Source organism: Methylophaga sp., from assembly GCF_009711715.1.
Classification (GTDB): Bacteria; Pseudomonadota; Gammaproteobacteria; order Nitrosococcales; family Methylophagaceae; genus Methylophaga.
The window spans coordinates 1-14246 of sequence record NZ_VENF01000026.1 but is presented as its reverse complement, the minus strand read 5'-3'; the positions used below and the strand labels follow the sequence as shown (position 1 = coordinate 14246).

The 14246-nt window shown below is 48.2% G+C and carries 29 protein-coding genes; all 29 read right to left on the bottom strand.

Annotation, left to right across the window (positions count from 1 at the left end; translation table 11 throughout):
• Positions 1-313: 313 nt before the first annotated feature.
• Positions 314-703 carry a 50S ribosomal protein L17 gene (gene rplQ / locus FH755_RS13650; protein WP_292441659.1) on the bottom strand — a complete coding sequence of 130 codons (390 nt, stop codon included), beginning with the start codon at positions 701-703 and terminating at the stop codon, positions 314-316.
• A gap of 40 nt (positions 704-743) precedes the next feature.
• Entirely contained in the window at positions 744-1727 is a 984-nt protein-coding gene (rpoA, locus tag FH755_RS13645) for a DNA-directed RNA polymerase subunit alpha (protein ID WP_292441658.1), read from the bottom strand.
• Positions 1728-1769: 42 nt separating this feature from the next.
• Positions 1770-2390, bottom strand: a complete 621-nt coding sequence (gene rpsD, locus FH755_RS13640; RefSeq protein WP_292441657.1) for a 30S ribosomal protein S4 — start codon at positions 2388-2390, stop codon at positions 1770-1772.
• Positions 2391-2412: 22 nt separating this feature from the next.
• Positions 2413-2802 (bottom strand): 30S ribosomal protein S11, encoded by a 390-nt coding sequence (rpsK, locus tag FH755_RS13635; RefSeq protein WP_292441656.1) that lies wholly within the window; start codon positions 2800-2802, stop codon positions 2413-2415.
• Positions 2803-2817: 15 nt separating this feature from the next.
• Entirely contained in the window at positions 2818-3171 is a 354-nt protein-coding gene (gene rpsM, locus FH755_RS13630; RefSeq protein ID WP_292441655.1) for a 30S ribosomal protein S13, read from the bottom strand.
• Between the two features lie 86 nt (positions 3172-3257).
• Positions 3258-3371 (bottom strand): 50S ribosomal protein L36, encoded by a 114-nt coding sequence (gene rpmJ / locus FH755_RS13625; RefSeq protein ID WP_083821451.1) that lies wholly within the window; start codon positions 3369-3371, stop codon positions 3258-3260.
• A 32-nt stretch (positions 3372-3403) separates the two neighbouring features.
• Positions 3404-4756 (bottom strand): preprotein translocase subunit SecY, encoded by a 1353-nt coding sequence (gene secY / locus FH755_RS13620; RefSeq protein WP_292441654.1) that lies wholly within the window; start codon positions 4754-4756, stop codon positions 3404-3406.
• 5 nt (positions 4757-4761) lie between these two features.
• Positions 4762-5196: a 50S ribosomal protein L15 gene (gene rplO / locus FH755_RS13615; RefSeq protein ID WP_292441653.1), complete on the bottom strand. Its 435-nt coding sequence runs from the start codon at positions 5194-5196 to the stop codon at positions 4762-4764.
• A gap of 1 nt (position 5197) precedes the next feature.
• Positions 5198-5386: a 50S ribosomal protein L30 gene (gene rpmD / locus FH755_RS13610; RefSeq protein WP_292441652.1), complete on the bottom strand. Its 189-nt coding sequence runs from the start codon at positions 5384-5386 to the stop codon at positions 5198-5200.
• Positions 5387-5391: 5 nt separating this feature from the next.
• Positions 5392-5904: a 30S ribosomal protein S5 gene (gene rpsE, locus FH755_RS13605; RefSeq protein WP_292441651.1), complete on the bottom strand. Its 513-nt coding sequence runs from the start codon at positions 5902-5904 to the stop codon at positions 5392-5394.
• A 17-nt stretch (positions 5905-5921) separates the two neighbouring features.
• Entirely contained in the window at positions 5922-6275 is a 354-nt protein-coding gene (rplR, locus tag FH755_RS13600) for a 50S ribosomal protein L18 (RefSeq protein ID WP_292441650.1), read from the bottom strand.
• A 12-nt stretch (positions 6276-6287) separates the two neighbouring features.
• A complete protein-coding gene (gene rplF / locus FH755_RS13595; RefSeq protein ID WP_292441649.1) occupies positions 6288-6821 on the bottom strand; it encodes a 50S ribosomal protein L6 in 534 nt (177 codons plus the stop codon).
• Between the two features lie 24 nt (positions 6822-6845).
• The gene (gene rpsH, locus FH755_RS13590) at positions 6846-7241 is read right to left on the bottom strand and encodes a 30S ribosomal protein S8 (protein ID WP_292441648.1); all 396 of its coding nucleotides are present in this window, start codon (positions 7239-7241) and stop codon (positions 6846-6848) included.
• A gap of 29 nt (positions 7242-7270) precedes the next feature.
• The gene (gene rpsN, locus FH755_RS13585; RefSeq protein WP_292441647.1) at positions 7271-7576 is read right to left on the bottom strand and encodes a 30S ribosomal protein S14; all 306 of its coding nucleotides are present in this window, start codon (positions 7574-7576) and stop codon (positions 7271-7273) included.
• Between the two features lie 20 nt (positions 7577-7596).
• Positions 7597-8136, bottom strand: coding sequence for a 50S ribosomal protein L5 (gene rplE / locus FH755_RS13580; RefSeq protein ID WP_292441646.1), 540 nt, complete (start codon positions 8134-8136; stop codon positions 7597-7599).
• A gap of 22 nt (positions 8137-8158) precedes the next feature.
• On the bottom strand, positions 8159-8476 hold the full coding sequence (gene rplX / locus FH755_RS13575; RefSeq protein WP_292441645.1) for a 50S ribosomal protein L24: 318 nt from the start codon (positions 8474-8476) through the stop codon (positions 8159-8161).
• A 13-nt stretch (positions 8477-8489) separates the two neighbouring features.
• Complete coding sequence (gene rplN / locus FH755_RS13570) at positions 8490-8858, bottom strand: 50S ribosomal protein L14 (RefSeq protein WP_266238394.1); 369 nt, start codon at positions 8856-8858, stop codon at positions 8490-8492.
• 27 nt (positions 8859-8885) lie between these two features.
• Complete coding sequence (gene rpsQ / locus FH755_RS13565) at positions 8886-9146, bottom strand: 30S ribosomal protein S17 (protein ID WP_292441644.1); 261 nt, start codon at positions 9144-9146, stop codon at positions 8886-8888.
• Between the two features lie 13 nt (positions 9147-9159).
• Complete coding sequence (rpmC, locus tag FH755_RS13560) at positions 9160-9342, bottom strand: 50S ribosomal protein L29 (protein ID WP_292441643.1); 183 nt, start codon at positions 9340-9342, stop codon at positions 9160-9162.
• Positions 9342-9755 carry a 50S ribosomal protein L16 gene (gene rplP / locus FH755_RS13555; RefSeq protein ID WP_008292018.1) on the bottom strand — a complete coding sequence of 138 codons (414 nt, stop codon included), beginning with the start codon at positions 9753-9755 and terminating at the stop codon, positions 9342-9344. The genes rpmC and rplP overlap by 1 nt, the downstream gene beginning before the upstream one ends.
• Before the next feature lie 11 nt (positions 9756-9766).
• Complete coding sequence (gene rpsC / locus FH755_RS13550; protein ID WP_292441642.1) at positions 9767-10429, bottom strand: 30S ribosomal protein S3; 663 nt, start codon at positions 10427-10429, stop codon at positions 9767-9769.
• A gap of 12 nt (positions 10430-10441) precedes the next feature.
• Positions 10442-10774, bottom strand: a complete 333-nt coding sequence (gene rplV, locus FH755_RS13545) for a 50S ribosomal protein L22 (RefSeq protein ID WP_266238388.1) — start codon at positions 10772-10774, stop codon at positions 10442-10444.
• Between the two features lie 10 nt (positions 10775-10784).
• Positions 10785-11060 (bottom strand): 30S ribosomal protein S19, encoded by a 276-nt coding sequence (rpsS, locus tag FH755_RS13540; protein WP_266238386.1) that lies wholly within the window; start codon positions 11058-11060, stop codon positions 10785-10787.
• Positions 11061-11076: 16 nt separating this feature from the next.
• On the bottom strand, positions 11077-11904 hold the full coding sequence (rplB, locus tag FH755_RS13535) for a 50S ribosomal protein L2 (RefSeq protein ID WP_292441641.1): 828 nt from the start codon (positions 11902-11904) through the stop codon (positions 11077-11079).
• 17 nt (positions 11905-11921) lie between these two features.
• Complete coding sequence (rplW, locus tag FH755_RS13530; RefSeq protein ID WP_292441640.1) at positions 11922-12215, bottom strand: 50S ribosomal protein L23; 294 nt, start codon at positions 12213-12215, stop codon at positions 11922-11924.
• Positions 12212-12829: a 50S ribosomal protein L4 gene (rplD, locus tag FH755_RS13525; protein ID WP_292441639.1), complete on the bottom strand. Its 618-nt coding sequence runs from the start codon at positions 12827-12829 to the stop codon at positions 12212-12214. The genes rplW and rplD overlap by 4 nt, the downstream gene beginning before the upstream one ends.
• A 19-nt stretch (positions 12830-12848) precedes the next feature.
• Positions 12849-13484 carry a 50S ribosomal protein L3 gene (gene rplC / locus FH755_RS13520; protein ID WP_292441638.1) on the bottom strand — a complete coding sequence of 212 codons (636 nt, stop codon included), beginning with the start codon at positions 13482-13484 and terminating at the stop codon, positions 12849-12851.
• A 14-nt stretch (positions 13485-13498) separates the two neighbouring features.
• On the bottom strand, positions 13499-13813 hold the full coding sequence (gene rpsJ, locus FH755_RS13515) for a 30S ribosomal protein S10 (protein ID WP_008292025.1): 315 nt from the start codon (positions 13811-13813) through the stop codon (positions 13499-13501).
• Positions 13814-13818: 5 nt separating this feature from the next.
• On the bottom strand, positions 13819-14246 hold a 428-nt coding region (locus tag FH755_RS13510), incomplete at its 5' end, for an EF-Tu/IF-2/RF-3 family GTPase (RefSeq protein ID WP_366658792.1).

Here is a 14246-nt window from a genome sequence, read left to right as displayed (position 1 = left end):
GCATGTAAATGCTAGCCGTCAGGTTTTCTAGCCACCTGACGTAAGCACCCACACAAATTACTTGATACTGTTTTGTTAAAGAGCGTTGCTCGCAGAACTCGCTGCAGCAAAGAAGCGAGAATTATACCGGGCTGAGAGAGTGTGTCAACCGTGTTACAACACTATTTTCAGACTTTTTGATGATAGGACTAAAAATCAATGATTTAGCCAAAAGAAAAAGGCTTATTGCCTATCACCCCGGTGTTTCTACTGCTTCTACAAATAGAAAAGCCGGCGTGAAGCCGGCTTTATCTATATCTATTATGGCTGAAACTTATTCAGCGTCGACAGCTTCAGCGTCCTGAACCTGACGATCAACCAATTCAACAATGGCCATAGGGGCTTTGTCGCCTTGGCGGAAACCGCATTTCAGAATACGAACATAACCACCTGGGCGATTAGCTGAACGTGGTGCGATTTCATTGAACAGTTTGGTCACGACATCGCGGTCACCAATACGGGAAAAAGCCAGACGACGGTTAGCAACCGAGTCTTTTTTACCCAATGTAATCAGCGGCTCAACGACACCACGTAACTCTTTTGCTTTAGGCAAAGTAGTACGAATGACTTCGTGCTCAAACAGAGACGCAGCCATATTTTTGAACATCGCTTTACGATGGCTGCTGTTACGATTTAATTTACGACCAGAATTACGATGACGCATTGTTGTTACCCTATTCTTTTATGCTGAATTAACTTCAGTATTATTTTGACTCTAAAGAAGCAGGTGGCCAGTTATCCAGGTGCATACCCAGGGACAGACCTTTTGAAGCCAGCACTTCTTTAATTTCAGTTAATGACTTCTTACCCAGGTTTGGCGTTTTCAGCAGTTCCATTTCGGTACGCTGAATCAGGTCACCAACATAATAAATGTTTTCTGCCTTCAGACAATTCGCTGAACGGACAGTTAAATCCAGGTCATCGATCGCTTGCAGCAATGCAGGATCGACCGCCGGTTGTTTTGGTTCACTGACACTTTCTTCAATGACAGTGAAGTCGACAAATGCAGTCAACTGATCGCTCAGGATGGTCGCTGCATATTTAATCGCGTCTTCTGCTTCCAGCGTGCCGTTGGTTTCAACATCAATGATCAGTTTATCGAGATCAGTACGGTTTTCAACACGGGCACTTTCAACGCTGTAGGTAACCAGACGAACCGGGCTGAAAGAAGCATCAAGGTGCAATTGACCAATGGCGTGATCTTCATCTTCCGAAGTGTTGCGGGTATTCGCTGCAGAGTAGCCGCGCCCTTTAGTCACTTTGAAGGTAATCGACAGGCTACCACCTGTCAGATTAGCAATAACATGTTCAGGATTGGTCACTTCGACATTGTGCGGCAGCTGAATATCAGCAGCGGTAACAGGACCGACACCTTCTTTATTCAGTGTCAGCACAACTTCGTTGCCTTCATGCAACTTAATTGCCAGACCTTTCATGTTCAGCAGGATGTCGAGGACGTCTTCCTGCACACCATCGATAGCGGAATACTCGTGGACGACACCATCAATCTGAGCTTCAACAACAGCTGCACCTTCCATTGATGACAACAGAATTCTGCGCAGCGCGTTACCCAGGGTGTGGCCAAAACCACGCTCAAGCGGCTCCAGCACAAGACGTGTACGCGTATCACTAAACTTCTGGATGTCTACAATCCTTGGTTTAAGAAATTGACTCGTGTAAGTCGTCATGCAAATTCCTCTAGTAAACCCCTGCCCGGAGTTTAGTTATGTTTATTTCGAGTAAAGCTCTACAACCAGGTTTTCAGACAGCTCAGCTGGCAGCTCATCACGCTCAGGGACACGTTTAAAAGTGCCTGAGAATGCTTTTGCATTTACTTCCACCCATTCCGGGAAGCCCAGTTGCTCTGCGACTGACATGGCATTGCTGATCCGTTCTTGCTTCTTGGCTTTCTCGCGAATTTCAACGACGTCACCTTCCTGAACTTGGTAAGAAGGAATGTTGGTCGCTTTACCGTTAACCAGTACAGCTTTGTGAGAAACCAGCTGTCTTGCTTCAGCACGTGTACCTGCAAAGCCCATGCGGTAGACAACGTTATCGAGACGTTGCTCCAGCATGTTCAGCAGATTGATGCCGGTCGCACCTTTCTTCTGATCAGCGCTTTTATAGTAGTTGCGGAACTGTTTTTCCAACACGCCGTAGATACGACGAATACGTTGTTTAGCGCGCAACTGCAGTGCATAGTCAGAATCACGACCTCTACGGGCGCCATGCTGACCTGGTTTAGTTTCAATCTTGCACTTGCTTTCGATTGGGTTGCCCCTGCTCTTCAGGAACAGATCAGTACCTTCTCTACGGCTCAGTTTACAAGTTGGGCCACGATATTTTCCCATTCTGTGTTACTCCGAAATTCTATTAAACGCGACGACGCTTAGGCGGACGGCAACCATTGTGAGGAATCGGTGTGACGTCAGAAATATTGGTGATTTTGAAACCCAGATTATTCAAAGCACGCACAGCTGATTCACGACCAGGGCCTGGGCCTTTGATTTCTACGTCCAGGTTTTTCATTCCGAATTCCTTGGCTACTTCACCCGCTTTTTCAGCTGCAACCTGGGCAGCGAATGGGGTGCTTTTACGTGAACCACGGAAACCGCAACCGCCTGAGGTGGCCCAAGACAAGGCATTCCCCTGACGATCAGTGATAGTAACGATTGTGTTATTGAATGAAGCGTGCACGTGAGCTACGCCATCAACGACATTCTTTTTAACACGTTTACGTTGTCGTGCTGATGTATTTGCCATCGAAAGCCTCTTACCTTACTTAACCATACGGCGAGGACCTTTACGAGTCCTTGCATTTGTTTTTGTTCTTTGGCCGCGAACTGGAAGACCTCTACGGTGACGAACCCCACGGAAACAGCCCAGATCTTTCAGGCGTTTGATATCCATAGAAACTTCACGACGCAAGTCACCTTCGACGGAATACTTGCCAACTTCGGTACGAAGTGCTTCGACTTCCTGCTCAGACAAATCTCTGATTTTAGCGTCAGGTGCTATGCCTGCGGCTTCACAGATTGCTTGAGCACGTGTGCGTCCAATACCATAAATCGATGTCAATGCGATTACAGCGTGCTTCTGCACAGGAACATTAATACCAGCTATACGAGCCATTGATTTACCCTAAATTCCTCAGGAGTGAACAGTGAATTGTAACATACAATTCTCTTATTCAACAACAAACTAAAGCGATCGCCAAGTTACCCTTGACGTTGTTTGTGACGAGCTTCTGAACAGATAACTCGCAACACACCATTTCTTTTTACAATTTTGCAATTGCGACAAATCTTTTTTACTGACGCCTGAACTTTCATCTTTTTTTCTCCAGCAAAACCTGTAGTCGGGATTAGCCTAAAAAGCCCCTGACCCCACTGTTAGATTTATTCGATTTTTTCATCAAACTTTCGTACTGCTGAGACATCATGTGTGACTGAACCTGGGATACAAAGTCCATCACAACCACAACTATGATCAACAGGGAGGTACCGCCGAAATAGAACGGGACACTCCAGTAAAGTATTAAAAACTCTGGCAGCAAACACACTGCTGTAATATAAACCGCACCTGCGAGAGTCAGCCGACCCATAACCGTATCGATGTAACGCGCAGTTTGCTCACCCGGACGAATACCTGGGATGAAGGCGCCAGATTTTTGCAGGTTCTCAGCTGTTTCTTTCGGATTGAACACCAGCGCGGTGTAGAAGAAACAGAAGAATATAATCGCCAGGGCATAAGCCATGACGTACATTGGTTGACCTGGCGACATCAATGTTGAGATATCTTTCAGCCAGCCCATACCGTCTGATGAACCAAACCAGCCGGCAATTGTAGCAGGAAACAGAATGATACTTGAAGCAAAAATTGGAGGAATTACACCCGCCATATTCAACTTCAGCGGCAGGTGCGTAACCTGACCCGCGATCATTTTACGTCCCTGCTGACGTTTTGCGTAGTGAACCGGTATGCGGCGTTGCGCTCTTTCCACGAAGACCACGAACGCTGTTACCGCCAAGGCAAGTAACAGTAGAGCAATCACCAGGAAAGTATGCAACTGACCTGTACGGGCCAACTCCAGGGTGCCGCCGATTGCAGATGGCAGACCTGCGACAATGCCGGCAAAGATAATCAGCGAGATACCATTACCAATGCCACGCTCAGTGATTTGCTCACCCAGCCACATCAGAAACATTGTACCCGTTACCAGCGTGATGACCGCGGTGATTCGGAATATAAAGCCCGGATCAATCACGACGCTGACACCGGCAGCGCTCTGGCTTTCCAGCGCAATGGCGATACCGAGTGCCTGAAACGTGGCCAGGACAAGGGTACCGTAGCGCGTGTACTGAGTAATCTTGCGACGACCCGCAGCGCCTTCTTTTTTCAGTTGTGCCAATTTAGGGTGCACAACGGTCAGCAGCTGCATGATAATCGATGCCGAGATATACGGCATAATACCCAGTGCAAAAACAGACAGGCGCTCAAGAGCGCCGCCGGAGAACATGTTGAACATATCGAGGATTGTCCCTCGTTGTTGTTCGAACATAATGGCCAGCGCAGCCGGGTCGATGCCAGGTACCGGCATGAACGTACCCATGCGGTAGACGATCAATGCACCCAGAACGAATAGCAAACGGGCTTTCAATTCACCGAAGCGACCTCCACCCAGTAATGCTGCTGCTTGTTGTCTGTTATTTTCCACTTAGCTTACTCTTCGACTTTACCGCCTGCGGCTTCGATCGCTTTTTTCGCGCCCGCAGTCACAGCGATGCCTTTCAGATTGACCGCTGATGCGATCTCACCAGAGTTAATGACTTTGACACGCAGTGTGTTTTCCGCCACAGCACCTGCAGCCTTCAGCGCCAGCAGGTCGATAACGTCTGATTCGATGTTCGCCAGTGTATCCAGACGAACTTCAGCAGTTGTCAGACTCTTACGTGAGTTGAAACCTACTTTAGGCAGACGACGCTGCAAAGGCATTTGACCGCCTTCAAATCCACGTTTATGGAAACCGCCTGAGCGAGATTTCTGACCCTTGTGACCACGGCCACCGGTTTTACCCAGACCGGAGCCGATACCGCGACCGACGCGTTTAGCATCTTTCTTTTCGCCTGGTGCTGGCGACAGTGTATTCAGGTTCATCTTAAACTTCCTCGACCTTCAGTAAGTACGACACAGCGTTAATCATGCCGCGATTCTCTGGGGTATCAAGCACTACAGCACTGCTACCGGTTTTTTTCAGACCGAGACCGGACACACTTGCTTTATGTTTGGCCAGACGACCAATGGTGCTTTTCACCAAGGTGACTTTCAATTTAGCTTGTGATGACATCTTTCTTATTCCGTGATCTCTTCAACAGACTTGCCGCGTTTTGCTGCGATAGCTTCAGGGTTGTTCATTTCTGTAAGACCCTTGATAGTTGCTCGCACCACGTTGGCAGGATTCGTTGAACCATTTGATTTGGCAAGAACATTATGAACACCAACCGCATCGAAGACAGCGCGCATTGCACCACCGGCGATAACACCAGTACCTTCTGATGCCGGTTGCATGAACACCTTAGCGGCACCGTGACGAGAAGTCACAGGATGCTGCAAGGTATCACCCTTGAGAGTGACCTGTTTCATGTTCTTTCTGGCTTCGTCCATCGCTTTCTGGATAGCAACGGGTACTTCGCGGGCTTTACCCTGGCCGAAACCAACGCGACCGTTACCATCACCAACAACAGTCAGTGCAGAGAAACCAAATACCCGTCCACCCTTCACTACTTTAGCGACACGGCGGATACCGACTAATTTTTCAATCAAGCCATCAGAGTTATTGGCTTGTCTTTGTTCATTCTGAGCCATGTTTCTTACCTTTTAAATTAGAACTGAAGGCCGTTTTCGCGAGCCGCGTCAGCTAATGCTTTGACACGACCGTGATATCTGAAACCACTGCGGTCAAAGGCCACTTCTTTGATACCTTCTTTGGCAGCACGCTCAGCAATGATTTTACCGACGACGGTTGCTGCGTCGACATTGCCGGTGTTTTTCAGATCTTTCCTGACTTCAGGATCCAAGGTTGAGGCCGAAGCAATGACTTTAGAGCTGTCGTGGGTCAGAACCTGCGCATAAATATGGCGAGGGGTTCTGTGAACTGTCAGCCGATAAACTTCGAGTTCTCTCAGTTTAGCCCGCGCTCTGGCCGCTCTACGTAAACGTGAAATTTTCTTATCCATTTTTCAGCCTAACTATTTTTTCTTAGCTTCTTTACGAGCAACATGCTCATCGGCATAACGGACACCTTTACCTTTATAAGGCTCGGGTTCGCGGTATGCGCGAATGTCTGCTGCCACCTGACCGACAATTTGTTTGTCGGCACCTGAAACAACGATTTCAGTCTGGCTTGGTGTTTCAACGGTAATACCTTCCGGCACGTCATACTGAACCGGATGGGAGAAACCCAGAGTCAAATCCAGTTTGTTGCCTTGTGCTTTAGCACGGTAACCGACACCAACCAGAGCCAGTTTCTTCTGGAAACCTTCGGTCACTCCAATAACCATGTTGTTCAGCAGCGCGCGGGTAGTACCGGCGAGGGCAACAGCGGCCTGTGACTCATTTTTGGCAGTCGTTTTCAGTGCAGAATCTTCCTGAGCAACTTGCACATCAGGATGGATTGCACGTGACAGCGTGCCTTTTTTACCTTTAACGGTGATTTCACTGTCGCTCAGAGAAATTTCCACACCTGCTGGAATCTCGACTGGCGCATTTGCAATACGTGACATTTTACAATCTCCAATAAATCAGGCTTAGCTTACTGCGCACAGCACTTCACCACCCTGACCCAGGGCGCGTGCTTTGCGGTCGGCCATCACGCCTTGAGATGTAGACACAATTGCTACACCCAGACCGCCGATAATACGTGGCAGATCATTGGCTGATTTGTAAACACGCAGACCTGGACGGCTGACACGGTTAATTTCAGAAATAACCGGTTTACCCTCGAAATATTTCAGGGTAATAGTCAGCGTTGGTTTGCTGTCTGCTTCGGTGACATTGAATGCAGTGATATAGCCTTCTTCTTCCAATACCTTGGCGATGTTAACCTTCACTTTCGAGGAAGGCATGCTTACATCAACTTTATTCGCCTGTTGGGCATTGCGAATGCGTGTCAGCATATCTGCAATTGGGTCTGTCATACTCATCTATCTAGCTCCACTATTCAGGCTGGTAATTACCAGCTGGCCATTACCAGACCAGGGATGTCGCCTTTCATTGCATGTTCGCGCAGTTTGTTACGAGACAAACCGAATTTGCGGAAATAGCCATGCGGACGACCTGTCAGTTCACAACGGTTTCTCAAACGCGTTGGACTGGAATTACGTGGCAGCGAGTGAAACTTCTTCGCCGCTGCTTCACGCTGTTCAGCAGACAGCGAATTATCCAGCATTTGCTTTTTCAATTCTTCACGCTTGGCAGCGTACTTTTTAACCAGTTTTGCCCGCTTGATTTCGCGGTTAACCATGCAACGTTTAGCCATAACTTATTCCATCCAAATGTTTATTTTCTAAAAGGAAACTTGAACGCAGTCAACAAAGCGCGTGATTCTTCAGCCGTATTGGCAGAAGTGGTGATGGTGATATCCATACCACGCAGCTTGTCGATTCTGTCGTATTCAATCTCGGGGAAAATGATTTGTTCTTTAATCCCCATGCTGTAGTTCCCTTGGCCATCAAACGATTTGGGGTTGAGGCCACGAAAATCCCGAATACGCGGAATGGAAATGGTAATCAGGCGATCCAGAAAGTCATACATGCGGTCAGCACGTAATGTGACTTTACAACCAATCGGCCAACCTTCACGCACCTTGAAACCGGCAACTGACTTACGTGCTTTGGTAACAACGGGCTTCTGACCGGAAATTTTCTCCATGTCAGCCATTGCGTTTTCCAGCACTTTCTTGTCAGTCAACGCTTCACCCACACCCATATTAATGGTGATCTTGGTAATGCGAGGCACTTCCATTACTGATTTGTAGTTAAACTGCTCTTGCAATTGTTTAACTACATTTTCACGATAATAATCTTTTAATCTGCTCACTGTTCTCTACCTAATACGAAGCTCAAGCGCTTACAACTTCGCCATTTGATTTGAAGACGCGAACCTTCTTGCCATCTTCCAGCACTTTAAATCCAACTCTGTCAGCCTTGCCGGTGGCAGGGTTAACAAGAGCCAGATTCGACCCATCGATCGGCATTTCTTTTTCGATAATGCCACCTTGTTGACCCAACGCCGGATTCGGTTTCTGATGTTTCTTGACCAGGTTAATACCCTGAACAACAAACTTGCCACCATCAACACGGCGCTGGATTTCACCTTGTTTACCGCGATCCTTACCAGTCAGAACAACGACTTGATCGCCTGTTTTTAACTTTTCCATCCTCAGCGCTCCCTTACAGTACTTCTGGTGCCAAAGAAATAATTTTCATGAACTTTTCACTACGCAGTTCACGGGTAACCGGACCAAAAATACGGGTACCAATCGGTTGATGTGCCTGGTTCAGCAGTACGGCAGCGTTCTCATCAAAACGAATCAGGGAACCGTCAGGGCGACGTACGCCTTTACGGGTTCTTACGATAACGGCGTTATGAACGGTACCTTTTTTCACTTTACCGCGTGGCGCCGCTTCTTTAATGGTGACTTTAATGATGTCACCGATGCCGGCATAACGCTTGTGTGAACCACCCAGAACTTTGATGCACTCTACACGTCTGGCACCGCTGTTATCGGCCACTTCAAGACTACTTTGCATTTGAATCATGGTCTAAACTCCAAACTGTACAGTTGCTTATTTCGCACGCTCGATAATTTCGACCAACTTCCAGCACTTAGTCTTAGACAGTGGGCGAGTTGAGGCGACACTAACGGTATCACCAATATTGCAGTCATTATTTTCATCATGAACATGCAATTTGGTTGAACGTTTGACATATTTTTTATAGATCGGATGGGCGACACGACGTTCAATCAGAACGGTAATCGACTTATCCATCTTGTCACTAATGACACGACCGGTTAACGAACGTGCTGTACTTTGCTGATCACTCATTTCCGTGCCCTATCTATTTCTCGTTCAATACAGTCTTGATGCGTGCAATGTCACGACGAACACGTTTCAGTTCGCTGTTACGTGTCAATTGACCTGTAGCATTTTGCATACGCAGATTAAACTGTTCTTTGTGAAGCTCTACCAATTCTTTGGCCAGATCTTCCGCTGATTTTTGTCTAATTTCGCTCGCTTTCATTACAGTATCGCCCGCGTTACAAATGTGGTTTTAACGGGAAGTTTTGCTGCCGCCAGACGGAAAGCTTCACGTGCGACGTCTTCAGCAACACCTTCCATTTCGTAGAGCATGCGGCCTGGTTGCACATTGGCTACCCAGTATTCGACATTACCCTTACCCTTACCTTGACGAACTTCCAGTGGTTTGCTGGAAATCGGCTTATCAGGAAACACACGAATCCAGATCTTACCGCCACGTTTGATATGACGGGTCATAGCACGACGAGCCGCCTCGATTTGGCGTGCAGTGATACGACCGCGCTCCAGAGATTTCAGACCATATTCACCGAAGCTGACTTTAGCACCACGGTGGGCCAATCCTCTGTTACGCAGCTTTTGCTGCTTCCTAAATTTTGTTCTCTTTGGCTGTAACATTGGTTATAACCTTATTTTTCAGCTGCAGGTGCGTTTTGCGCGTTGGCGTCGAAAACTTCACCTTTGAAAATCCAAACTTTGACACCGATGATGCCGTATGTCGTTTTCGCTTCGGCAGTACCGTAGTCGATATCAGCACGCAGGGTGTGCAGTGGCACACGGCCTTCGCGATACCATTCAGTCCGGGCAATTTCTGCACCGTTCAGACGGCCGGCAACGTTAATACGGATACCTTCGGCACCAAGACGCATTGTGTTTGTCACTGCGCGTTTCATCGCGCGACGGAACATAATGCGGCGCTCGAGCTGCTGTGCCACGCTTTCTGCTACCAGGGTAGCGTCGAGTTCTGGCTTGCGAATTTCTTCCACGCCCACATTGACAGGAATACCCATCAAGTCGGACACTTCTTTACGCAGCTTATCGATGTCTTCGCCTTTTTTACCAATCACGATGCCTGGACGGGCAGTGTGAATAGTGATCTTGGCGTTCTTAGCAGGTCTGTCGATTTGGATTCTGCTGACTGATGCATGTGACAGTTTTTGCTTCAGATAGTCACGTACTTTCAGATCATTATTCAGCTGGCTTGAAAAGTTAGCTGAATCGGCATACCAGATCGAATTCCAATCTTTAATTATACCAAGTCTAAAACCTGTTGGGTGAACCTTTTGTCCCATAAGTCTGCTCTCTTACTTCTCGTCTACAACCACAGTAATGTGGCTGGTGCGTTTAAGAATACGGTTGCCACGGCCTTTGGCGCGTGCCTGCATGCGTTTCATGGTCGGACCTTCGTCGACCATCACTGCAGAGACAACCAGCTCATCGATATCAGCACCGTCATTGTGCTCCGCATTCGCGATAGCTGAGTCCAGTACTTTTTTCATCAGTTCAGCCGCTTTTTTAGGGCTGAATGCGAGCAGGTTGATTGCTTTTTCTACCGGCAAACCTCTGATTTGATCTGCAACCAAACGCACCTTTTGTGCGGAAATGCGTGCATAGCTGAGTTTAGCTTGTGTAGCCATATCTATAACCTTATCGTTTAGATTTCTTGTCAGCGGCATGACCTTTAAAGGTGCGAGTTGGTGAGAATTCACCCAACTTATGCCCTACCATATCTTCTGTCACAAACACAGGTACGTGTTGACGACCATTGTGAACGGCAATTGTCAAGCCGATCATGTCAGGAGAAATCATCGAACGACGTGACCAGGTTTTGATCGGACGTTTATTGTCAGTTTCTCTCGCTTCCAAGACCTTCTTTTCAAGGTGGAGGTCAATAAAAGGACCTTTTTTAATTGAACGCGGCATAGGTATTCCCTAAATCTTATTTACGATTACGACGACGTACGATCATATTGTCAGTACGTTTGTTCTTGCGTGTTTTGTAACCTTTGGTAGGTACGCCCCAAGGTGTTACTGGATGACGACCGCCCGAGGTACGACCTTCACCACCACCATGCGGGTGATCAACCGGGTTCATAACCACACCGCGGACGGTAGGCCGAATACCGCGCCAGCGTGTGGCACCGGCTTTACCCAGTGAACGCAAGGAGTGTTCACCGTTACCGACTTCACCCATTGTCGCTTTGCATTCCAGAGGTACTTTACGCATCTCACCACTGCGCAGGCGAATCGTTGCGTAACCGTTTTCACGGGCAACATATTGCGCGCTGCTGCCGGCACTACGTGCGAGCTGGGCGCCTTTACCAGGCTTGAGTTCGATACAGTGAACCGTGCTACCCAGTGGGATAGCTGACAGCTTCAGTGCATTACCGGCACGAATTGCTGCATCGTCACCGGATTCAAGACGATCACCTGCAGCCACACCTTTAGGTGCGATGATGTAGCGTTTTTCACCGTCTGCATATTTCAGCAGCGCGATGTGAGCGGTACGGTTTGGATCGTATTCCACTCTTTCTACTTCAGCAGGAATGCCGTCTTTGTTACGTTTAAAATCAATCAGACGGTAACGCTGCTTGTGACCACCCCCGCGATGACGCACGGTGATACGACCAGCGTTATTACGGCCGCCAGTTTTGCCTTTCTTTTCAACCAGGGGTGCATAAGGCGCACCGGTGTACAGATCAGGTGTGTTGACCTGAACCACAAATCTGCGGCCGGCTGATGTAGGTTTAGCCTTCTTTAATGCCATTCCTATATTCCTCTTACTTATTCGCCAAGGAAGTTGAGATCAGCACCGTCAGCCAATGTGACATAGGCTTTTTTCCAGTCACTGCGTTTGCCCATAATGCGGCCGGTACGCTTGACTTTGCCTTTGACATTGGTGGTTGATACTGACGCAACTTTCACATCAAACAGGGTTTCAACCGCTTGTTTGATTTCGGTTTTGTTGGCGTTAGGCAATACTTTCAGCACTACCTGGTTATTGTTTTCTGCAACACGTGATGCTTTTTCAGCAACCACAGGGCCCAAGATAACTTTTGTTAAGCGCTCTGAGTTCATGCCAGTGATTCCTCTAATTTGCGTACAGAGTCTTCACTCATCACAACTTTCTCGAAACGCAACAGGGCAACCGGATTAACATGGGCTGCATCAGTCGCAGCGATGTCATACAGATTGCGGGATGCCAGCGCGACATTGCCGGCGGCATTTTCAGTCACGATAAGTGCGTTTGTCAGACCCAATGATTTGGTTTTGGCAAGCAGGTCTTTGGTTTTCGGTGAGTCCAGCTCAACTTTGTCGACCACAATCAGTGCATCCTGACGACGCAGTTCTGACAAGATGGCAGCAATAGCACCACGGTACATTTTGCGGTTCACTTTTTTGCTGTAGTCACGATTCGTGGCAGCAAAAGTTTTACCACCGCTGCGCCACAACGGGCTGCGGATTGTACCGGCACGGGCACGACCACTGCCTTTCTGGGCGAAAGGTTTACGACCGCCACCGCTCACTGCAGCACGGTTTTTCTGTGCATGTGTACCACTGCGGGCAGCTGCCTGGAATGATGTCACCACCTGATGCACCAGAGACTCGTTATATTCACGGTCAAACAAAGCATCGGAAACTGAAATGTTTCCCGCTTTTTTGCCGTCAAATGATTGTAATTGAAGATCCACGTCTATTCCCCTAAGAATCTTACTGGGCTTTAACAGCCGGGCGGATGATGACGTCGCTGCCAGTGGCACCAGGAACGGATCCTTTGACCAGCAACAGGTTTCTTTCGGCGTCTACCCGAACGACTGACAGGTTTTGCAGGGTACGTTTTTTGTCACCCATGTGACCCGCCATTTTTTTACCTTTGAAAACACGACCAGGTGTCTGACACTGACCGATAGAACCCGGTGCTCTGTGAGACAGCGAGTTACCATGTGTCGCGTCGCCACCACCAAAGCCATAGCGTTTGACGACACCAGCAAAACCTTTACCTTTGGTGATGCCTGAGATGTCGATCATCTGACCGGCTTCGAACATGTCTACTTTCAGCTCAGCACCCAGTTCCAGTTCAGCGCTATCTTCCAGTCTGAACTCTGCGACCTTACGGCCTGCAGCTGTTTGTGCTTTTGCAAAGTGACCAGCTTGTGGTTTGGTAACACGTGATGCTTTACGCTCACCTACAGTCACTTGAATCGCGTTATAACCATCCGTATCCAGTGTTTTCAACTGGCTAATACGGTTTGGCTCTACTTCAATTACCGTTACAGGGGTAGACACACCGTCTTCAGAGAAGACACGAGTCATACCACGCTTACGGCCGATGAGTCCGATAGTCATTGACCCAGCCCCTCTTAATTCAACTTGATCTGGACATCAACGCCTGCGGCGAGATCCAGCTTCATCAATGCGTCTACTGTTTTATCAGTAGGCTCAACAATATCCATCAGACGCTTGTGAGTACGAAGTTCGTACTGCTCACGAGCATCTTTATTCACGTGCGGTGAAATCAGCACTGTGAAACGCTCTTTCTTGGTCGGCAGTGGAATCGGACCATTGATTCGTGCGCCTGTGCGTTTCGCAGTTTCAACAATTTCTTTTGCTGATTGATCAATCAAACGATGATCGAAAGATTTCAGCCGGATTCTAATAGTTTGGGTTGCTGCCATTTCTATTACTCAACGATTTTACTAACGACACCGGCACCAACTGTGCGGCCGCCTTCACGAATAGCAAAACGTAACCCTTCTTCCATCGCAATCGGTGCAATCAAAGTTACGTCCATCTTGACGTTATCACCCGGCATGACCATTTCTACGCCTGATGGCAGGTCACATGCGCCGGTAACATCGGTAGTACGGAAGTAGAACTGTGGACGGTAACCGTTAAAGAACGGGGTATGACGACCACCTTCGTCTTTCGACAGAATATACACTTCCGCTTCAAATCTAGTATGTGGTGTGATGGTGCCCGGGTGAGCCAGTACCTGACCACGGTCAACTTCCTCACGCTTGGTACCACGCAGCAGTACACCCACGTTGTCGCCAGCCTGACCCTGATCCAGCAGCTTGCGGAACATTTCAACACCGGTACAAGTGGTTT